We start from the raw sequence: 20,861 nt of genomic DNA on the forward strand, positions 1-20,861 counted from the left end.
GGCTGGCGGGAGGCTTAGCGATCCGGACTCCGCGCCAGGGCAATCCGGCGGGGGTCCGGCGTCGTATATCAGGGGAACCGTTCGCCGACCTCTGAAGGTGATGCCATGCGTACGTCCGTCAGGTTCCTCGTCACGGTCGCCGTCGCGCTGGTGGCCGTGGTCGCCACCCAGACCGCCGCGTCCGCCGCCACGGCCATCGAGTACGGGCTGATCGCCGCGCTCATCGCCGTGGCCTGAGGGACGGCTGAGGGCGACCCCGGGGCCGGGGTCGCCCTCAGGGGTGAGGTCAGCTGGTGGCGACCAGCGCGCGGGTGGTGAGCGCGGCCTCACGGTCGGGGATGTTGCGGGTGTTGTAGGCGTACCGGGCGACGGAGTCGGCGATGGCGTCGGCGTTGACGTCCAGCGCGGTCATGTTGGGGTTGGTGATGGTGTCGCAGGCCTGGTGGTAGCAGATGTCGTAGGCGACGCCCGCGGTGCCGCCGAACAGGGCCGCCTCCTCGGGGGTCTTGGGCTGCTCGGCGCCGGTGAAGATGCCGCCGGAGGGGATGCCGACCGCGATGAACGGGCCGTAGTCGGAGCGTCCGTCGAAGTCGGTGCCCACGGTGGCCAGGCCGCGGCTGGTGAAGAAGGCCTTCAGCTGCTGCTCGATCTGGGCGGATCCGGGCGGGCCTTCCGGGGAGCCGACGCCGTCGGAGTTGTCGCCGTCGTACAGCTTGTAGGCGTAGTTGGGTGAGGCGATCATGTCGAAGTTGAGGTAGAGGCGGATGCGGTCGCGCTGCGCCTGGGTGAGCTCGTCGACGTACTGGTCGGAGCCGAGCAGGCCGATCTCCTCGGCGGCCCAGAACGCGAAGCGCACCTTGTTCTTCGTCGGGACGAGCTTCATCTGGAGCGCGATCTCCAGGATCGCGGCGGTGCCGGAGCCGTTGTCGTTGATGCCGGGCCCGGCCGGGACGCTGTCGAGGTGGGCGCCGACCATGACCACGTTGTTCGGGTCGCCGAACAGGGTCTCGGCGATCACGTTGTGGTTGGTGCCCAGCACGAGCGTGGCGTCCACCTTCAGCCGTACGGTCGCCCCGGGCGTGGCCGCCAGTTCGTTGCCGACCGCGAAGTCCGCGAAGACCATCGGGATGCCCGCGCGCCACTCGCCGATGTCCAGCGGGAAGGCGTCGGTCCGCCCGGGCTGGCCCTCGTTGAACACGATGATCCCGGACGCGCCCGCGCGGCCCGCGTTGCGGATCTTGAGGGCGAAGGCGCAGGTGCCGCGCTGGATGAGCGCGATCCGCCCGGCGACGAACCCGGCGAAGTCCGCCATCTCGCAGCCGCTGGTCGAGGTGGGCGTCGGCGTCGGGGGCAGGGTCAGGTCAACGCCCTGGACCTGCGCGGTCACGTCGCCCGCGGGGGAGGGCTGGAAGGTGAAGAAGTCGTCGTTGGGGACGTACGTCTTGGCGGTGGGCGCGGTCAGGTTCAGCGTGGGCGGGGTGTTCTCCGTCCAGCTCTGGACGAAGTTGATCGGGTCCAGGGTGACCTTGTAGCCCGCCTTGCGGAGCAGGTTGGCGACATAGTCGCGGGAGGCCGTGTAGCCGGGGGTGCCGGCGGCGCGGTTGCCTCCGTTGGCGGTGGCTATCGCCTGGAAGGCGGTCAGGTGTTTCTTGACGTTCGTGCCCTTGACCTGTTTGACCAGAAGCTTGGCGGCGATGTCGTCGAGGGGTCCGGCGCTGGCCGGGGCGGCCAGGGACAGCGGCAGGATGAGCGCCGCGACCACGATGGCGGCTCTGCGGAGGGAAACGGGCATGGGGCTCCTTCCCAGGGGCCTCGGGACGGCGAATCCCCTATATGACGGTGTTTCTGGAAGGTAACCCTGGAGTTTCGAGCCGCCTATAGGCGAAGGCGTTGGTGGCCGAAGAGGGACGGATATTGGACAGGACGGAGCTTCGTGACGGCCTGCCCCTTAAGTCGGCGCGTTTTCCTGGTTAACGGTTAGCTTATGTAGTTAACGGTTAGATAGGAGTCGTGGATGTCAGGACAGTCGGCGTGCCCGACGAAGAGCCGTCGAGCGGCTATCAGTTGCGTGTCGTGCAGGAGGTGGTGCTGGCGCTCCTCGCGAAGGAGGCGTCGCACGGCTACCAGCTGCGGGCGCGACTGCAACTCGCCCTCGGCCCGCTGGCGGAGGCCCTGAACGCGGGCCACGTGTACGTGACACTCAACCGGCTGGAACGGGCCGGCCTGGTGACGTCGAAACGGGTCGGCCAGACCGACCGCCCCGACCGCAAGGTCTACGAGCTGACCGACCCGGGCCGCGAGCGCGTCGTCGAATGGCTGGACGACACCAGCTGGCCCAAGCCGGCCCCGGCCGAGTTCCATCTGAAGCTGGTCGCCGCGGCGGCGGCCGGCCTGAGCGACCCCGAACGGCTCGTGGACACCCAGCGGCACGTGGTGCTCGCCGGGCTGGCCTCCGCCCAGCGGGCCGCGCTCGGCGAGCCGGCCGGTTCGGCCGCCGCCCTCCTGCTCGAAGGCGTGGTGCTCCGGCTGCAGGCGGACCTGCACTGGCTCGACGCCTGCGCCCGCTACTGGACTTCCAGGAAGGAACACTGATGCCCAGCGAGTCGCTGTCCAGCTTGGGTCCGGCCCTGCGCACGCACGGGCTGCGCATGCGGTACGGCCAGGGAACCGGGCTCGTCAACGCCCTCGACGGCGTCGAGCTGGAGGTGGCCAGAGGGGAGACGCTGGCCGTGATGGGTCCCAGCGGCAGCGGGAAGTCGACCCTGCTGCACCTGCTGGGCGGCTTGGAGCGCCCGTCCGAGGGGGAGGTGTGGCTGGCCGGGCGCCGCATCGACGGGCTCGGCGAGAAAGCGCTGGCTAGGCTGCGGCGGCAGGCCGTCGGGTTCGTCTTCCAGGCCTTCCATCTGATGGACGAGCTCACCGCCGAGGAGAACGTCGAGCTGCCCGCGCTGCTGGCGGGGATGTCGCCGCGCGCGGCCCGCCGCCGGGCCGGGGAGCTGCTGGACCGGGTCGGGCTCGCCGGCCGGGCCGGGCATCTGCCGTCCGCGCTGTCGGGCGGCGAACGGCAGCGGGTCGCGGTCGCCCGCGCGCTCAGCAACGAGCCGCTCGTGGTCCTCGCCGACGAGCCGACCGGCAACCTCGACAGCGCCGCCACCGCGGACGTGCTGCGACTGCTGGACAGCCTGCGCGAGACCGGGCAGACACTCGTGATCGTCACCCACGACGCCAGGGTCGCGGCCATCGCCGACCGGCTGATCTCGATGCGGGACGGCTCCTTCGTCGAGGAGACCAGGCTGACCCGCGGCGGGGGACGGCTGAGCGAGCTCGCCGGGCTGGAGGGCTGAGCGAATGGGCCGCATCCTGCTCATCTGCCGCCTCGCGCTGCGGGACCTGCGCCGCAGGCCGGGCGAGGCCGCGCTGCTGCTGCTCGCGACCACGGCCGCCACGGCCACGCTGACGATCGCGCTCGCGCTGAACGGCGTGACCGGGCAGCCGTTCCAGAGCACCCGGGCGGCCACGGCCGGGCCCGACGTCGTCGCCAGCCTCGCCTGGCCGGGGCAGTCCGAGGACCCGGCCGACCTCGCCGGGCTTGAGGCGCTGGCGAGCGCTCCCGGCGTGGCCGCCCACAGCGGTCCCTATCCGTACACGCAGGCGGTCGTGGAGGCGAACGGCGTCACCGTGCGGGCGTGGACGCAAGGGCGCGGCGCCGAAGCCGCCGCCGTCGATCAGCCCGCGCTGGTCGAGGGCGGCTGGGTGGCGGACGGCGGCGCGGTGTTAGAGGCCAGCTTCGCGCAGGCGATCGGCGTGGACGCCGGCGACGCGATCACGCTCGGCGGCCGGTCGTTCCGGGTGGCCGGGGTGGCGGTCACCGCCGCCGCCGACCCGTATCCGAAGGTGTGCCTGGCTCCCTGCTGGTTCGGGGTGGGCGCGGAGAGCCGCGCCGAGAACGGCCCTCCGCGCACCCGGCCGCGGCCGGAGCGCGGGCCGCCGTCCGGTCCACCGGAGGAGCCGTCGTTCTGGATCGGGCAGGGCGGCCTGGTCTGGGTCACCGAGGCCGACGCCCGCGGCCTGGCCACCCGGCCGGGATCGCTCGCGTACGTGATGAACCTGAAGCTCACCGATCCGGCCGCGGCTCCGGCGTTCGTCCGCGCGCACATGCCGGAGGCGGAGTCGATGCTGTTCCCCGTGGCGTGGCAGGACATCCTGTACGGCCACGCCCGGGTCGCGGAGTGGAAGCAGACCGCGCTGCTGGGCGGCAGCTGGATGCTCGGGCTGCTCGCGCTGGCCAGCATCGCCGTGCTCGTCGGCGGCCGGATGGCCGACCAGCTGCGCCGGGTTGGGCTGCTGAAAGCGGTCGGCGGCACCCCCGGCCTGGTGGCGGCCGTGCTCCTCGCCCAGCATCTGGCGGTCGCGCTGGTGGCGGCGGCGGCCGGGCTGCTGGCCGGGCGGCTGGTGGCTCCGCTGCTCGCCGAGCCCGGAATCGGGCTCATCGGCCGCGCGGACCCGGGACCGCTGACCCTGCCGGTGGCCGGGCTGGTGACGGCGCTGGCGCTCGGGGTCGCGGGGGTGGCGACGTTCCTGCCGGCCGTCCGCGCGGCGCGTACCAGCACGGTCCGCGCGCTCGCCGACCTGCCGCGCCCGCCGCGCCGGGCCGGGTGGCTGATCGCGGTCTCGGCGCGGCTGCCGGTCCCGTTGCTGCTCGGATTGCGCTGGGCGGCCCGCAGGCCCCGCCGGGCCGTGCTGGGGGTGGCCGCCATCGCGGTCACCGTCACCGGGATCGTCGCCGCGCTGGCCACCGACGCCCGCCGTTACGCGGAGAAGGCCCCGGGGGACGATCCCCGTACCGCGTTGGGGCAGGTGTTGTCGCTGGTCGTGGTCATGCTGGTCGCCCAGGCGGTGGTCAACGCGGTCTGCGTGATCTGGGCGGCCACGCTGGAGGCCCGGCGTTCCTCGGCGCTGGCGCGGGCACTCGGCGCGACCCCGGGTCAGATCAGCGCGGGGCTGTCGGCGGCGCAGGTGCTGCCCGCGCTCGGCGGCGCCCTCCTCGGGATCGCCGGGGGGATCGGGCTGGCCGAGATCCTCGACGACGATCCGGTGGCGGTGCCGCCGCTCTGGCAGTTGCTGGCCGTGGTGCTCGGATGCGTGGTGGTGATCGCGGGGCTGACGGCCGTACCGGCGCGGCTGAACGCAAGGCGTCCGGCGGGTGAGGCGCTGCGGACCGAGCCCGCGTGATTCACCTGGTCCGTCAACTGGTGTACGTCAGCGCATAGGAGGTCGCCCACATGAGTTGATAGGGTGGAGTATGCCTGAAAGCTCGCAGGGCCGTTCCTTGGCGGACAAACTGGACCGGCTGTTCCGCTCCGTGCACCCCCCGGACCGGGGGGAGTACACGTTCGAGGAGGTCGCGGCCGCGCTCCGGGCGGAGGACGGCCCGACCATCTCCGCCACGTACGTCTGGCAGCTGCGCAAAGGCATCCGCGACAACCCCACCAAACGCCACCTGGAGGCGCTGGCGAAGTTCTTCGGCGTGCCGCCCGCCTATTTTTTCGACGAGACCGCGACCGAGCGCATCGACGCCGAACTGGCGCTGCTCAACGCGATGCGCGACGCCTCCGTCCGGCAGATCGCGCTGCGCGCCGCCGGGCTCTCCCCGAAGAGCCTCAACGCCATCACCGAGATGGTGGAGCGGGTGCGCGAGCTGGAAGGTCTCTCGGACGACGGCGACGGGTGAGTCCCGCCGGGTCCGCGTGGCGGTAGGCCCGCGCGACCCGGACCAGGAAGTCGATGTCGCTGTCGAGGTCGGCACCCCCTGGCACCGGCAGCGCGGCCGTCGGTGCCACGGGTTCCCTGTCCCTGCTCGCCCGTACGGCCGTGGCCAGGGTCACCGCCTCCGCGACCGCGGGCACGTCCGCCTCCCGCACCCCCTCCAGCAGCGCCCGGTCGCGGGCGGCGGCGGTGACGGCCGGGTCCAGGTACGGCTGCAGCGCCAGCCGGCCGTCCCGGATCTCCACCACCCGCCGGTAGAGCCGTAACCGCAGGTCGCGCCGGGGCAGCAGGTCCAGCAGGGCGGGCGCGGGCGGCGCGAGCGCGATCTGCGGCACGGCCGTGTAGAGCGCCAGCCACAGCGGGCGCAGCCGCCCGTAGGCGCGGTGACGCCGGAGCCAGTCGAGCGCGTCGGCGACGCCCGCCCACCGGCCCCAGGCCGGCATGGTCGCGCCCACCAGGACGAGCGTGTTCGCCGCCAGCGGCAGCAGCGCGTCCACGGCGAACTCGCCCGGCGGCAGGTAGCCGAACCCCAGCCGCTGCCCCGCGATGGACAGGGCCCGGTGAACGTGGTACGCCAGCCCGCCCAGCGCGCCCACGGCCACCAGCCGCAGCCCCAGGCTCAGCACGGCGTCGGTGGTCACCCGGGCGTAGCGCCAGCCCAGCAGGGCCATGTGCGCGAAGGCGGGCGCGAGGTAGCCGAGGTAGACCAACCAGTACTCCAGGATCCACGGATGCGCCGCGTACCGGCTCGCCCAGGAGAAATCGTCCACCGGGGTGGCGGCCAGCGCGAACAGGGCGACCATGGCCGCGATCACGGCCAGCAGGATCCCGGCGTGCCGCGCCGACCAGGTCCGCGGCCGCGCGGCGGCGTCACTCATGCGGCGCAGGAACTCCTGGGCCGACCAGGCCACGACCAGCATGCTGATGTGGCCGAGCAGCCTGGCCAGGTTGGGGATGCCGGTGACATCGCCGGCGAAGGCGTACACGGCGGGGGTGAGCAGGGTGAGCGACAGGGCCAGCGCGACCAGCACCAGCCACAGGTCGCGCCGCGCCGGATCCTTCGGATGCCTGCGCGCGAGCAGTCCGCGCCAGACCACGAAAGCCCAGGCCAGGGCGGGCGGGCCGTACTGCCGGAGCAGGTCAGCCACGGTCGCCCCCGGCGCCAGGCCAGTCCAGCGCCGCGTGCAGCCGCTCGACCAGCACGCCCGTCGCCGTCGGCGCCGCGGGATGCCGGGCGCGCTGCCAGATCAGCGAGGCCATCAGCTCGGCCTCCTGCTCCTCCACCACCGAGTACGCCGTGCGGCCCAGCACCCGGCGCACCATCTCGGGGTCGAGGTCGGGCAGCAGGAGGCGGGCGTGCTCGGCCGGGGCCAGCGGGGTGGGGTAGTGGTCGCACAGGATGTGGCAGAGCTCGTGCAGGATGATGTGATCCTGGTGCGGAGGAGTCGTCGCCTCCTCATAGAAGATCATGTCGGCGGTGTCGACGGAGACCCACAACCCCCACAGGCCCCAGTGTCCCGTCATCGGCAGCAGCCGGATGGGACGCCCCCGCTGCTCGGCGACCCGCTCGGACAGCATCCTGACGTCGAACGGCACCGGTAGCGGCAGCCCCCCGACCCTGGCCTCGATGCGGCGGCGCAGCCGCTTGAGACTCATGCCGACCATCCTGGCAGCTTTGCCTCCCCTGTGCGCTCGGCCGCGCCACCGATCTGGATCCGCTCAGGCGGGCGCGGAGCCGAGGGCGGCGCCGATGCGGGCGCGCGGGTCGGCCGCTCCGGCGAGCATGCCGGAGGGCAGCACGTCGATGAGGTGCGCGTGGCCGAAGTTGTCGCCGTACGGCTCGTGGCGGACCAGGTGGCCGCGCTCGGCCAGGCCGGGGGCCCAGGCGGAACCGTCCTCGACCTCGACGACGAGTTCGCCGCCGTGCCAGGTGTCGAAGCCGGTGCTCTGGTCGACGCCGAGCACCCAGCGGGGTGCGCCGATCGCCTCGCCGGGGGTCTGGCCGTGGGCCAGCAGGCGGGTGACGAGCTGGAGCAGGATCTGGGGCTGGGCGTCGCCGCCCATGGTGCCGATGACGGTGCGCAGGGAGCCGTCCGGGCGGGTGATCAACGCGGGGGAGAGGGTGTGCGGGGGGCGGCGGCCGGGGCCGTACTCGGCGGGGTGGCCGGGGGTGAGGGAGAAGCCGATGCCGCGGTTGTGGACGTTGATCCCGGTGCCGGGCTCGAAGAGCAGGCTGCCGAAGCCGGCGGCGTTGGACTGGATGAGGGAGACGCCCATGCCGTCGCCGTCCACCGCGCAGAGGTAGGTGGTGTCGCCGCGGGTGGTCGCGCCGCCGAGTCCGGCCGTACGGCGGTCGGGGTCGATGAGGGAGCGGCGGCCGGCAGCCGAGTCGAGCGGGGCGCAGCCGTCCTCGTGCAGTACGTCGAGGCGGTCGTGGCCGGCGGCGCGGGCGGCCTCCACGAGCAGGTGCGCCCAGCGCGGGTCGGCCGGGTCCCCGGGCAGGTCGAAGCCCGCCAGGACGCCGAGCGCGAGCAGCAGCAGGTAGCCCTGCGAGTTCGGCGGGATCGTCCACACGTCGTGCCCGAACGCGGTGACGCGCAGCGGGGTCACCCAGTCGGCGTTGACCCTGGCCAGGTCGTCCTCGGTGTACTCACCGGCTCCGAGCGCGAGCAGGCCCTGGCCGAACTCGCCCTGGTAGAAGCCCGCGCGCCCGCTCGCCGCGATCGCGTTCAGCGCCCGCGCCACGCCCGGGCGTCGTACGGCGTCGCCCACCGACCGCACCCCGGCGAAGTCGCTCGCTCCCGGGAGCGAGCCGATGAACGGCGCGCCGGGCACGAGCAGCGGCGACGCGGGGAAACCGCCGGTGGCCAGGCGGATGGCGGGAGCCAGGACGACGTCGAGCGGGAGCCGTCCGAAGCGTCCGTGCAGGGCCAGCCAGCCGTCCACGCAGCCGGGGACGGGCACGGAGCGGATGTCGTACAGGTGGGGCATGCGGTCGTGGCCCTCGTCGCGCAGCCGTCCCGGGTCGGCGCCGCTGCCGGCGCGTCCCGAGGCGTTCAGCGCGCTCACCCCGTCGCCGTCGTGCACCAGCGCGAACAGGTCTCCGCCCAGACCGCACATGTGCGGCGCCGTCACCGCGAGCACGGCGTTGGCCGCCACCGCCGCGTCGGCGGCGTTCCCGCCCCGGTCAAGGGTGGCGATCCCCGCGGAGGAGGCGAGGTGGTCAACCGTACAAACCATGCCGTTCGCGGCGTAGCGGGTGTTAGTCATATCAGGACATTAGGCTTTCCCGATCGCGCTGAGGAACAGGGTGCCGCGCCGGTCTCGTCCGTCTGGACGCCCAACGGGACGACGGCGATAATCGGGTGATCTCCGGTCAGGCGCTTCCCCCGCGAAGGGGCGTTTCCGTCAAGGGGGTGGCAGCGGTGACCATCGCCGCACTGCTGCGAAACCGCTCCATCGTCGCGAAGACCTTGAAACAGCCCGAACTCGGATACACGCGGTATTTCGTCGTACGGCGTGCCCGCCGCCTGATCGAGCTGAACCCGGCCCTGGCCGACCCACGCCGCAAGAGCGATCTCTCGGACGCGGGCACGGTCACCGCGGCCGGCCTGATCGCCGCCGAACTCCCCCGCGTACGGGCCGCCCGCGACGAGATCTGGCGGCGGGCCCGCACCGACCCCGAACACCTCAGCCTCGCCATGGCGACCATCCGCGAACGCGTCTCCACCCGGCCGCCCGCCAACGACCCCCGGCTCATGCGGCGCAGGCTGGTGGCCACGATCGTGTACGCCGCCGCCGCCCAGGACGTCACCCTCGCCGACCCGGCGAACATCGAACGACTACACCGGCTGACCGACCGGCGGCTGCGGACCACCGAGCGCATGCTCTACGACGTCGGCCGCGCCGACCACCGCAGGTTCACCGCGCAGGCGCGCACGCAGCCGGGCGGGCCCTGGCCGGACGGCCTGGAGCGCATCTTCGAGTACCCGCGCGTCCCGCAGTCGCTCTTCCTGGCCGCCTGCCACCCCGACGCGACCACCGGCCGGTGCGCCGCGCCCATGAACGAGTGGTACATGCGCGGGTCAGAGCACCTCCACGGCCCCATCCGGACCAACATCGGCACCAGGGCCGCGTGGCGGGCGGCGGGCAGCTCGTACAACCTGTACTACACCGACGGCCACCTGCCCGACGTGGAGACGGCCATCGAGGCGCTGTTCACGCCCTCGGCCGACTACCTCCAGCGCAACCTGATCTTCTGCGACCACGTCATCCACGCCCTGCACCTGGAGGCGCTCGTCTTCTCGCGCCGCAAACGCGGCGTCGCCCCGGGCTGGCTGGGCGCCGACCGCGCCGGCAAGCCCGCCGGGTGGATCCGGCTGTACGCGCCTTTCGTGGACGGGCGTTTCCTCGGCGGCGTGAAGGAACCGGCGTACTTCGAGTCCAGCCCGGTACGCGAGGCCGACCTCCAGCCCGGCGACCATGTGATCGTCTACAACCATCCCGCCTACCAGCATGCGACCGTGGCCGGGGTCTGGCGGCTGGAGAACGCCATCGTGGTGCAGTCGCACCCGTCGCTGCGCATGCAGGGGCACGGCTCCCGCGTCTACGACAAGCCCGGCATGTGGCGGACGATGATCGGTCTGTTCAACCGTGAGCTCACGCGCCGGCGGGCCGACGTCGACGGGCTGGCGGTGGTCCGCGGCGACCGGCCCAACCGGGTCGAGGTCGACTCCGTGGCCCGGCTGCGGGTGGGGATGCGGGTCGAGATCGCCGACCGCCGCACCGACGTCGTCCTCGCCGCCGACCGCCGGATCACCGCGATCGACCACGCCGGGCGGCTCGTCACGTACGACGGCGCGGACGTCGCGGCCACTCCCGGCCTGGTGCTGCGCCGGCCGCGCGCGACGGCCGGGGGCGTGACGAGCATCGACGTCGAAGGCTGGGTGACGCTGCGGCGCAGGACGCCGCCGGCCGCCTCCGCCTACGCGCCCCGGCACCGCCGCGCCGACTGGTACCTGACCTGGGCCGGGGACGAGGAGGAGAAGGCGATCCGGCTCGACCCCGCGCGGCGCGACTTCGTCCGCGTGCACCAGCTCGTCGAGTACGAGGAGGATCCCACCGTGTCCGGCACCAGCACCCGCGGGTGGTTCCCCTTGTGGGTGCCGGCCCTGAACAAGAAGCGGCCCGTACGGAAGAACGGTCTCATCGCCGCCACCGAGCCGCTGATCGTGAAACCGGCGACCATCGCCGGCTGGACGTGGTTCTTCGACCCGAAGCCCGAGAACCGCGACCTGGTGCCCGTGCTGCGCCCCCGGGAGTTGTGAGGTGAGCGAGCCGACGGTCGCCCGGCTGGCCGGTGAGGTCGGGGCCGCCGTGGAGTCGCTGGCGCCGGTTCTCGCCGACCAGGAGGCGCTCGACCGGTTCGCCCGGGATGAGCTGGGGATCGACGCGCCGCTCGCCTTCGCCGGGCTCGGTCTCGATCCGGGCGTGATCGGGGCGGTGTCGTCCGCGCTGGACGCGCTCGCCGAGGCGCTGGACGAGGACGAGCCCGACCCGTCGCGGGTGCTGCTGAGCGCGGGCGCCCTCGTCGCCGTCGTGGCCGTCGCGATCGGGAACGTCGTCACCGCGGCGCGGCAGGCGGCCGAAGGCCAGGATCCCGGTTTCGCCGACGCGACGCGGCTGGCCGAGACGCTGCCGCGGCGGCTGCTCGACTGGCTCGTCGTCGAACAGCTGGAGGAGCGGGTTCCGGCGGTCGTGGACGCGCTGCGGGTGCTCGGCGTGGTGGAGGTCGAGCCGGTTCCGCCCGATCCGCCGTCGTTCACCACCGAGCACATCCGCCGGGCGATCCATCCGCGGGTGCTGGTGACGCTGGTCACCGATCCGGAGCGGTGGTGGCGGGAGGCGTACGGGTGGGGCGGGGAGGAGCCCCGGCTGGAGGTGCTGCTGCGGCGGCTCTTCGACCTCGGCGTGTCCCTGGGGCTGCCGGTCGAGCTGGCGGGGGAGGATCTGGGGCGGCTGGAGCGGTTCGCGTCGGCCGTGCCCGATTTGGACGAGGTCGATCCGCCGCTCGCGCTCCGGCTGCCGCTGGTGGATCTCCGGGACGGGGACGACGGGCTGGAGATCGGGGTCGCGCTGACGCACCTGCCCGCGGATCCGGGGGATCCCGCGGTCCAGGAGGGGCTCGCGCTGGTGCCGTACGCGGCGGGTAGCGCGGGGGTCGAGGTGCCCCTCGGGGAGTCGGGGGATTGGGTGGTGTCGTTCGCGGCCAGTCTGGACGCCTCCGGCGGGATCGGGCTGGTGGCGCGGCCCGGGCGGGGCATCGAGGCGCTCGCCGATCTGGACGGGACCGGGGCGTCGGCCGCCGGGCGGATCCGGGTGGCGTTCGGGCGGGTGGAGAGCGCCGACGAGCTGGCCCTGCTGCGGTTCGGTGACGGGGCCGGGGTCTTCGTGACGGCGGTGGGGGTCGCCGCGTCCGCGGAGTTCGAGGCCGGGGCGCCGCCGGAGTTGCGGGTCGAGTTCGCGGTGAAGCAGGCCGTCCTGCGGGTGGCGGTGGGGGAGTCGGACGGGTTCCTGCGCAGTGCCGTACCGGATCTGCGGCTCGTGGTGGATGCCGGGTTCGGGTTCTCCAGCCGGCGTGGGGCGTACTTCGTCGGCGGGGCGGGGCTGGAGGTGACGGTTCCGCTCGGGCTCGAACTCGGGCCGGTCGCCGTCGAGAGGGTCACCGTCCGGGTCGCCGCGCGGACGGACGGGCTCGTCGCTGACGCGGGGGCGGCGGTGTCGCTGCGGCTCGGCCCGTTCACGGCGGTCGTGGACGGCATGGGCGTACAGGTGCGGATGCTGGAGGCGGCGGCCGGCAATCTCGGGCCCGTCGACGCGGAGGTGGGGTTCAGGCCGCCGAACGGCATCGGACTCGCCATCGAGACCCCGGCCGTGTCGGGTGGCGGATTCCTGGCGCTCGACCCCGAAGCCGGCCGGTACGCGGGCGTCTTCGAGCTGACCATCGTCGAGACGGTCTCGGTCAAGGTGATCGGGCTCGTCACCACCAAGCTGCCCGACGGCAGCCCCGGCTTCGCGCTCCTGCTCGTCATCACCGCCGACGGCTTCACCCCGGTGCAGCTCGGCATGGGGTTCGTGCTCACCGGGATCGGCGGCCTGATCGCGCTCAACCGCACCATCGACGTGGAGGCGGTGCGGGCCGGGCTGAGCAGCGGCGTCCTGGACTCGGTGCTGTTCGCGAAGGACCCGGTGGCGAACGCGGGGCGGATCATCCAGACCCTGGACCGGATCTTCCCGCTCGCGCCGGATCGGCTGCTCATCGGCCCGCTGGCCGAGATCGGCTGGGGCAGCCCGCCGGTGGTCAAGATCAGGCTCGCGCTGCTGCTGGAGATCCCCCAGCCGGTGCGTGCCGTGCTGCTCGCCGCGCTGGCGCTGACGCTGCCCGATCCGGATCAGCCGGTCGTCGAACTGCACGTGGACGCCATCGGGGTCCTCGATCTCGGCCGGGGCGAACTGGCCCTGGACGCGTCGCTGCATCACTCTCGGCTGTGGAAGTTCACGCTCACGGGCGACCTGGCGCTGCGGCTCAACTGGGGCAGCGACCCGACGTTCCTGATGTCCGTCGGCGGGTTCCATCCGCGCTTCACCCCGCCCGCCGGGCTGCGGGCCCTCGAGCGGCTGACGTTCAGCCTCTCCGGCGGCGACAACCCGCGGATCCGGTTCGAGACCTATCTGGCGATCACCTCGAACACCATCCAGCTGGGCGCGAAAGTCAGCGTACGCGCCGAGGCGGGCGGGTTCGGCGTGGACGGCGGCGGGGCCTTCGACGCGCTCGTGCAGTGGGCGCCGTTCGGCCTCGACGTGCTCTTCGAAGCGTGGATCAAGATCTTCACTCCGGCGGGCACGCTCTGTTCGGCCCGGCTCGCGCTGGAGGTCACGGGGCCGCAGCCGTGGCATGTGGTCGGGACCGTGCGGTTCTCGGTGCTGTGGTTCACCGTCGAGGCGGGCGTGGACTTCACAGTGGGCGATCCGCTGGAGCCGGTCGCGCAGGCGGCGGTCGACCTGCTGGACCTGCTGTGGAAGGAACTGAGCCGGCCCGCCAGCTGGTCGGCCGCGCTGCCCGCGCATGTCTCGCCCGGGGTCACGCTCGCCGCGTCGGGTACGCCCTCGGAGGAGGTCGTGCATCCCCTGGCCGAGGTGACCGTCCGGCAGAAGGTCGCGCCGCTCGGCACCACCGTCACCCGGGTCGGCGTGCATCGGCCGCTCGCCGGTCCGCGGAGCTACGACCTCGACCTCGACCTGGGGGGCGGCGCGGGGCTCACCGCCGTGCCGCTGCACGAGCAGTTCGCCCGGGCCCAGTTCACCGAGATGAGCGAGGACGAGAAGCTCACCGCGCCGTCGTTCGCGCTGCTGCCGGCGGGCGTCGCGTTCCGGCCGGACGCCGCCCGCGCGCTGCCCGTGGATCGTGTCGCCGCGACCGACCTGGTCTTCGAGACCCTGGACCTCGTCGATCTCTCGGCGGAAATCTCCGAGCCGCCTCCGGGCGTCGGCGGGGCCGACCTCCTGCGGGCCGAGCGGGACGCGCTCAGCGCTCTCTCCGGCGGGCTCGCGGGCCTGGCGGTGGTGCCGTCGTGACCGGCGTCCGGCGCAGCTTCCTGCCCTGGTACCGGACGGGGTACGCGGCGGCGCTGACCGGCCCGCCGCCCGCCGGGTCCGGGCGGGCCCCCGTACCGGCCGGGGTGCGGCTGCGGGACGACGGCGGGCGCGGGCGGGTGGCCGTGCCGATGGTGCTGGCCGGGCCCGGGGACGTCGTCGGCATCGACCCGCGCGAGGTCGGCCGCCTGGAGCCGTACGACGGGTGCCCGGACGCGGAGCCGTCCTACTTCCCGTACGTGGAGTTCGCCAGCCCCGACCTGCCGTGGCGGTTCACTCCCGACGGCGTACGGTCGGCTCCGCTGCCCGGTGGACAGGCGACCCGCGAATGGGTACGCCCCTGGCTCGCGCTCGTCGTCGTCCCCGCCGAGCGGGCCACCCTGACCGTGGCGGAGTCCGGGGGGACGCCGGTCCTGCGCTGCCCCGGCGCCGAACTGCCCGACCCCGGCGAGGTGTGGGCGTGGGCGCACGTCCAGGTGACCCACGACGTGGGCGACCCCGTGACGGCCGGCGCCGCGGTGGCCCGGCTGATCTGCCCGCGACGGCTGGCGGGCGGGGTCCGGTACCTCGCCTGCGTCGTGCCCGCGTACGCGGCCGGGCGGGACGCGGTCGTCCCCGGGCCCGACGCCGACCCGCTCGCGCCCGCGTGGGGCGGCGACGGCGACGTCTCGCTGCCCGCCTACGTCCAGTGGACGTTCACGACCGGTCCCGGCGGCTCGTTCGAGTCGCTGGTACGGCGCCTGCGCCCCAGGCGGCTGCCGTCCACGTCCGGTTCGCGCCCACTCGCGGTCGGCGCGCCCGGCTGGGGAGCGCGGGCGGGGTCGGCGGACGCCGAAGCCGGCATGCAGGGCGCGTTGCGGCCGGTCGGCGTGAACGAACCGCCGATGGCCGACGACGTCCTCGCCGAGTCACTGCGTACGGCGGTGAGCCGGTCAGGGCCCGGGGTCGAGCTGCGGCCTCCCCTCTACGGCCAGGACTACCAGCACGGCCGCAGCGCCCTGGCCCCCAGCGGTCAGGGCTGGCTGGACACGCTCAACACCGACCCCCGGCGGCGTGTCGCGGCCGGCCTGGCCGCCTGGGCGGTGGCCGTCAACCAGGAAGAACTCGTCGACACGGCCTGGTCCCAGCTAGCGACCTCCCGCCCCCGCCCGACCAGCCCTCCGCCCGACCGTATTACCGACTCTCCTACTGGCCATATCACGGGCAGTATGAGCAGCCGGATGTCCGGCCCGGCGGCACCCACCGCCGGGCCGGACCCGGCACTCGCCGCCGCGGTCGCGGGTTCGCTCGCCGACCGGCACGGAATCCCGGTCACCACGACACCACCCGCGTCCGAAGGTTTCGCGCCGTACTATCCGGGACCGGCTTACGCGCTGCTGCGCGGCATCGCCCCCGAATGGATCCTCCCCGCGGTCGGCGACCTGCCCCTCGACACGGTCGCCCTCGCCGAGACCAACCAGGCATTCGTCGAAAGCTTCCTCGTCGGCCTCAACCACGCCCTGGCCAGGGAACTCCAGTGGCGGCGCTACCCGGTCCGTGCGGACGGCACCTTCTTCGACGTCTTCTGGGGCGGAGCGTCCGCGCATCGACTCCCGGCCCTCGCCGGCTGGAACGCCGACGACGCCCTCGGCTCACACAGCGGCCCCGGCGACCAGATCGTGCTGGTCCTGCGCGGCGCCCTGCTGCGCCGCTTCCCCACGGCCACCATCTACCTGTCCCGTACGGCCGCCAGCACCGAAGAACTCCTCCTGCCCGCCTTCTCCGGCCGGATCGGCCCGGACACCACCTTCCTCGGCTTCCCCCTCACCACCGCGGCCGCGACGGAGCCACCCCCAGCCGGAACCACCCCCTGGACCGTCATCATCCAGGAGTCCGTCAGCCACACCCGCTTCGGCCTCGACGACCCACCCACCGAACCAGTCGATCAGCCCATCCCGGCCCCCGCGGACCCACCCGCCGATCCGGTGAATCCACCCGTTCCGAACCCCGCGGACGACCAGGTGTCAGCGGAACCCCCGCAGTCCTGGCAGGACCTCGACTGGTCGCACCCCCACCTCGCCGACCGTACGCACGTCCCCATGGCCGGGCCGCTCGCCGGTGTCACCCTGCCCGCCGCCCGGGGTTCCGCGGCGACCGCGACATGGGCGCTCGACGCCGCGCAGACGGCGGTCGCGGTCCAGCAGCCGGCGTTCCGGGTGCGTATCCCGCTGGCGTTGTGGCTGACGCCGCCACCAGAACCGGAGCAGCCGTCGTGATCGCAGGGGAGCCGTGATGTTCGAGCACGTGCGCGAAGTGCTGCTGCGGGCGGTCGGCCGTGCCAGGGCCGCGGTCGAGGCGGCGGTCGCCGCCAGGGACGCCGCGGTGGGGGTGGTCGAGGCCCGGCAGGGGGACCTGGCCCGGCGCCGGGCGCAGGTCTCCGTCGCCGACGGCGAGGTCTCCGCCGCGGAACAGCGGAGACAGGCGGCCCAGGCGGTCCTCGACACGCGCGACGCCGAGGCGGCCGGGGCGCGTACGGCCCTCGCCGAGGCTCAGCGCAGGCTGGCCGAGCATCTTGCCGACGAGCCGGTCGACGGGCCCGTCATCGGCCGTCCTGATCCGATCAGGGTGGCGTGGAACCGGCAGCGGACCAGGCTCGTCAAGGCCGTCAACGACGCCACGGCCGCCGTGGCGAGCGCGGACGCCGCCGTGTCCGCCGCGGCGGCGGACGTGCGGACCGCGGCGGCGGGTGTCGGGGCGGCGCTGGCCGTGGCGGAGCAGGCCCGGCAGCAGGAGAACGCCGCCCAGCTGGCGCTCATCGCCGCCCGCGCCGCCCTCCAGACGGCCGAGGCCGGGATCCCGTCGGCCAAGGCGGCGGTGGAAGCCGCCTCCGCCCGAGTCGACGCGCTCGACGACCGGGCCGCGAGGCTCGTCGCCGAACCTCTCGACCGGCCTGACCTGGAGCGTGCCGCGGACGCCGAACTGGCCGACCTGCTCGATACCCTCACGCGCAGGCACGCCACCCTGGCCCAGCGGGCCGAGGCCGTCGCCGCGAGGACGGAGTCGTACCGGTCGGTGGACGAAACCGTTGACGTGCTGGCGGCGCTCGGCGCGGACGCCCGGCCGTCCGTGCCCTCACTCGTCGTGGCGATCGACGCTCTCGTACGCGCGAACGCCGCACAGCGCCCCCAGCCGGCCGCTGATCGCCGGGACGACCTCACAGGCCCGCACGCCGAGCTGACGGCCCGGCTCGCGGACATCCTGGCGGGCGTCGCCGCGGCACGGGCCGCACGCGACGCGGCCGTCACCGCGCGGGCCCGCGCCGTCCAGGCCCTCGCCACCCATCAGCGCAGGAGGATCTGATGCGGCCACGCGACTACGACCCGGCCGAGGATCCCGGTGTCTACCTGGACGCGCTGGAAGAGTGGGAGGAGCGCCAGACCCAGCTGGTGGCCGCCGTGGACGCCGCCGACACGGCGGTGGTGGCGGCCGAACGGTCCCTCGCCACGCTGGAGGGCATCGCCGACCGGCTTGGCCGGCTGCTCCAACCGCTGGCCCGGGACCGGGACGCGCTCGCCGCGAACGACACCCGGCTCGCCGTATTGGCCGCCGAACTCGATGAGATCTCGGGGCTGCTCGCCGACTACACCGCCGCACGCGAACTGGCCACCACCCGGCTGCTCGGCGGCCCGGCGGCGGAGACGCCGCTCGTCCTGCTGCCCCTGCGGCTCCAGACCCGCTGGCTCGACGACGGCCTGCATGTGCGGATTTATCCTGACGAACTGAGTGTCGACACCCACGACCCGACGCTCACCGCCGAGGAGTCCCGCTGGGCCGGGCACTACTGGCAGGTGCGTTCCGGCGCGGTCGAGGCGGACCCCGAGGAGACCTGGCGGCAACTCGTCCGCCGGTTCGGCCCAACCCGGGCCGCCTGGCTGGTCGACGTCGCCCGGCCGGACGGCGACGGCGGAACGCCGCGTCCCGGGCCGCTGCCACGTCCGGCCCTGGCCCGGCTGCTGCCGGACAGGTTCGCCGTGGTCGCCTTCGCCGGCGGAACACCCCTGGACATGGCACCGGCCGGAGCGCCCGCCCGCTATGTCACCTGGTCCTCGCAGGTCCCGCCCGACCTGGAACTCGCCGTCGACGACGCCCCGGGAGCGGCTTGGTGGAACGACCTCACGGCGGCCCACGCCAACGGCATGGCGGTACGGCTGAACCCGCCCCCCGGCCGCGGGCCGATCGACACGCTGGTCGCGGTCGGCCTCCGCGGCGTACGGCCGGACGCTCCCGCGGCGGACGTGCTCACGGCGCTGGTGGCCGCGCACGCGGTATCGGCCGGAGCGGAACTCCTCGCCGACGACACCCCCACGAACAACGCGGAGGCCCTGCGCTCCGCCCACAGCCCCCAAGCCCAGGAACGAGCCGCCCGCGCGGTCCGCGACGCCATCCTGGACTCACCCCTCGGGGAGCCGATCACGACTGACGTCCACGCGCTCCAGGAGGCGGCATCCGAGCCGTCCGGGGAAGAACGGGTCACGGCTGACGGCCGCGCGGTACTCGAGCCATCCGGGGAAGAACCGGTCATGCCTGACGGCCGCGCGCTAGGCGAACCGTCCGGGGAAGAACCGGTCATGCCTGACGGCCGCGCGCTAGGCGAACCGTCCGGGGAAGAACCGGTTACGCCTGACGGCCGCGCGCTAGGCGAACCGTCCGGGGGAGAACCGGTCACCGTCGATGACGCACCCGGCTCGCGTGGAGAAGGGCCGGCGCCCGGCGACGCCGTGCTCGGCTCGTCCGCAGGCGCGGCCAGGACCGCGGCCGCACGGCTCTCAGGGGCCCTCGGTGTTCCCGTTCGCGCGTTCGCCGGGCTCGCCGGGGCGGACGCCGGCCGAGACAGCGTGCCTGACGCGGTTCGCCTGCTCGTCGGGCTGGGGACCCAGGGCGCGCTGCGCCGCTCGCTCGGCGCGGACGACGCCTGGCCACTCGTCCGCCCGGACGGCCCTTTCCCCGCTTTCCGGGTAGGCCGGCAGCCCTACGGCGTGCTGCCGGTGACAGCTCCCGGACGCTGGGCCGCTGACGCCGGAGAGACCACGGCCGCGCTCGAACCGTGGCTGCGCGAGTGGGGCGCCGCGACCGGCCCGGCGATCGCGACCGACCCGGGCGCGCCGCCCCGGCCCGTCGGCGGCGGCCCGGCCCGTACCGAGTCCGAGGACCTGGACGACTTGCTGATCGAGTCGGCCTCCTCGCTGCGCTGGCTCCCGGAAGCGGCGGACGGGCGCGGTTACGACGGCCTGGACGCGCTCGTCGGTCCCGCGGACGGCGTGGCCGCCCCGGCCGAGGCGCTCATCACGCTGGCGGACACCCCTGCGGCCGACCTGCCCGCACTGCCCGAACAGGTCCGAGCCGGCTCGCTGCTCGCCCGGATCGCGGTCGCCGCCAAACGGGCCGCACCGGCCGAAGCCGCCGTCGATACCGCGGTCGACACCGCACTGCGGACCCTCGCCAGCACCGGTCGCGAGCGACTGGCCCGCACGCTCTGCGAACTGCTCGACGCGGCGTCGCACCGGTTCGACGCCTGGGTGACGGCTGCCGCCGCCGAACGGCTGACCGCCCAGCGGGCGGCGCATCCCGGCGAGACCGTCGTCGGCGCCGTCGGCTGGCTCACCGGCGTCGCGCCGCGCACCCAGCCGCGTTCGCTCGGCCACCTGCACGCCCCCTCCGTCGGGCACGCGGCGACCGCCGCCGTCCTGCGGTCGGCCTTCCTCGGCGAGCGCCGCAAGGCCTGGGCGGCTCGGGTCGAGGTCGCCGCCGCCGAGGTCGCCGCGTTGCGCGCCCACTTAGGCTCGCCGATGCTCCCGCCCGCGGAGCGGCACAGCGTCCTCATCCTGCTCCGCGGCGCGGAGGCGTACCTGCGGGTGGCGGAGGACGGCGCGCGGCGGCTCGCGCCGCTCGGCCCGGAGTCGGAGCGGCGGCTGCCGCTGGCCGTGGACCTGTCGTCGCGGCGGCTGCGCGGCGCGTTGCGGGTGCTCGCGGCCGTACGCTCCGGGCAGCCGCTCGCCGCGGTCCTCGGGCACGGCTTCGAACGCGCCCTCGCCGACGCCGGCCTGCTCCACCACCTCGCGCCGTTCCGCAAACTCACCCGCTTCCGCACCGGTACGGCACTGGAGGCGCTGGAACTCGAACGCGACCGGCGCAGGGCCGTACTGGCCGCCTCAAAGACTCGCCTCGCCGAGTTGCGGCAGACGGCCGAACAGGCCCGCGCGCGGCTCGACGCCGCCGAACAGGCACTGCGAGCCGCGCAGGCCCGCCTGGACGCCGCCGACCTGCGGTACGCCCCCGCCGCCGACCTCGAACAGCGGATCGCCGCCGCGAACGCCACCATCCAGCAGCGCGCCCAGGAACTGGCCCAAGCCGAAGCCGCCCGGCCGGCCGGAAGCCGCACCCAGTTCCGCGTGACCCTGCCCTGA

General features: G+C 74.2%; 14 protein-coding genes. 10 read left to right on the forward strand and 4 right to left on the reverse strand.

Annotated elements, in window-relative coordinates:
• Positions 1 to 105: 105 nt before the first annotated feature.
• Positions 106 to 237: a hypothetical protein gene (locus Aph01nite_RS42245; protein WP_275419279.1), complete on the forward strand. Its 132-nt coding sequence runs from the start codon at positions 106 to 108 to the stop codon at positions 235 to 237.
• Between the two features lie 49 nt (positions 238 to 286).
• On the opposite strand, the gene Aph01nite_RS24125 is transcribed toward Aph01nite_RS42245, so the two are convergent.
• Positions 287 to 1,792: a M28 family metallopeptidase gene (locus tag Aph01nite_RS24125; RefSeq protein ID WP_204043248.1), complete on the reverse strand. Its 1,506-nt coding sequence runs from the start codon at positions 1,790 to 1,792 to the stop codon at positions 287 to 289.
• A 218-nt stretch (positions 1,793 to 2,010) separates the two neighbouring features.
• Between Aph01nite_RS24125 and Aph01nite_RS24130 the strand changes: the two genes are divergently transcribed.
• The 4 genes from Aph01nite_RS24130 to Aph01nite_RS24145 all read left to right on the forward strand — a co-directional run bounded on the left by Aph01nite_RS24130 (position 2,011) and on the right by Aph01nite_RS24145 (position 5,731).
• A complete protein-coding gene (locus Aph01nite_RS24130) occupies positions 2,011 to 2,592 on the forward strand; it encodes a PadR family transcriptional regulator (protein WP_239161920.1) in 582 nt (193 codons plus the stop codon).
• The gene (locus tag Aph01nite_RS24135) at positions 2,592 to 3,344 is read left to right on the forward strand and encodes an ABC transporter ATP-binding protein (protein WP_204043249.1); all 753 of its coding nucleotides are present in this window, start codon (positions 2,592 to 2,594) and stop codon (positions 3,342 to 3,344) included. Before Aph01nite_RS24130 ends, Aph01nite_RS24135 begins: the two co-directional genes overlap by 1 nt.
• 4 nt (positions 3,345 to 3,348) lie before the next feature.
• Positions 3,349 to 5,232, forward strand: coding sequence for an FtsX-like permease family protein (locus tag Aph01nite_RS24140; protein WP_204043250.1), 1,884 nt, complete (start codon positions 3,349 to 3,351; stop codon positions 5,230 to 5,232).
• A 70-nt stretch (positions 5,233 to 5,302) separates the two neighbouring features.
• On the forward strand, positions 5,303 to 5,731 hold the full coding sequence (locus tag Aph01nite_RS24145) for a helix-turn-helix domain-containing protein (RefSeq protein WP_204043251.1): 429 nt from the start codon (positions 5,303 to 5,305) through the stop codon (positions 5,729 to 5,731).
• On the opposite strand, the gene Aph01nite_RS24150 is transcribed toward Aph01nite_RS24145, so the two are convergent.
• From Aph01nite_RS24150 to Aph01nite_RS24160, 3 genes are all read right to left on the reverse strand, one after another.
• The gene (locus tag Aph01nite_RS24150; RefSeq protein ID WP_204043252.1) at positions 5,670 to 6,914 is read right to left on the reverse strand and encodes an MAB_1171c family putative transporter; all 1,245 of its coding nucleotides are present in this window, start codon (positions 6,912 to 6,914) and stop codon (positions 5,670 to 5,672) included. The genes Aph01nite_RS24145 and Aph01nite_RS24150 overlap by 62 nt on opposite strands.
• Positions 6,907 to 7,422 carry a hypothetical protein gene (locus Aph01nite_RS24155; protein WP_204043253.1) on the reverse strand — a complete coding sequence of 172 codons (516 nt, stop codon included), beginning with the start codon at positions 7,420 to 7,422 and terminating at the stop codon, positions 6,907 to 6,909. The genes Aph01nite_RS24150 and Aph01nite_RS24155 overlap by 8 nt, the downstream gene beginning before the upstream one ends.
• Before the next feature lie 63 nt (positions 7,423 to 7,485).
• A complete protein-coding gene (locus Aph01nite_RS24160) occupies positions 7,486 to 9,036 on the reverse strand; it encodes a gamma-glutamyltransferase family protein (protein WP_204043254.1) in 1,551 nt (516 codons plus the stop codon).
• A 155-nt stretch (positions 9,037 to 9,191) separates the two neighbouring features.
• Here Aph01nite_RS24160 and Aph01nite_RS24165 point away from each other — a divergent pair, with 155 nt between their 5' ends.
• The 5 genes from Aph01nite_RS24165 to Aph01nite_RS24185 are packed head-to-tail and all read left to right on the forward strand — an operon-like array spanning position 9,192 to position 20,861.
• Complete coding sequence (locus tag Aph01nite_RS24165; protein WP_204043255.1) at positions 9,192 to 11,093, forward strand: hypothetical protein; 1,902 nt, start codon at positions 9,192 to 9,194, stop codon at positions 11,091 to 11,093.
• Position 11,094: 1 nt separating this feature from the next.
• Positions 11,095 to 14,400 carry a DUF6603 domain-containing protein gene (locus tag Aph01nite_RS24170; protein WP_204043256.1) on the forward strand — a complete coding sequence of 1,102 codons (3,306 nt, stop codon included), beginning with the start codon at positions 11,095 to 11,097 and terminating at the stop codon, positions 14,398 to 14,400.
• Complete coding sequence (locus tag Aph01nite_RS24175; RefSeq protein WP_204043257.1) at positions 14,397 to 16,673, forward strand: hypothetical protein; 2,277 nt, start codon at positions 14,397 to 14,399, stop codon at positions 16,671 to 16,673. Before Aph01nite_RS24170 ends, Aph01nite_RS24175 begins: the two co-directional genes overlap by 4 nt.
• A gap of 16 nt (positions 16,674 to 16,689) precedes the next feature.
• A complete protein-coding gene (locus Aph01nite_RS24180) occupies positions 16,690 to 17,757 on the forward strand; it encodes a coiled-coil domain-containing protein (RefSeq protein WP_204043258.1) in 1,068 nt (355 codons plus the stop codon).
• On the forward strand, positions 17,757 to 20,861 hold the full coding sequence (locus tag Aph01nite_RS24185; protein WP_204043259.1) for a hypothetical protein: 3,105 nt from the start codon (positions 17,757 to 17,759) through the stop codon (positions 20,859 to 20,861). The genes Aph01nite_RS24180 and Aph01nite_RS24185 overlap by 1 nt, the downstream gene beginning before the upstream one ends.

This window comes from Acrocarpospora phusangensis (genome assembly GCF_016862995.1).
GTDB lineage: Bacteria > Actinomycetota > Actinomycetes > Streptosporangiales > Streptosporangiaceae > Acrocarpospora > Acrocarpospora phusangensis.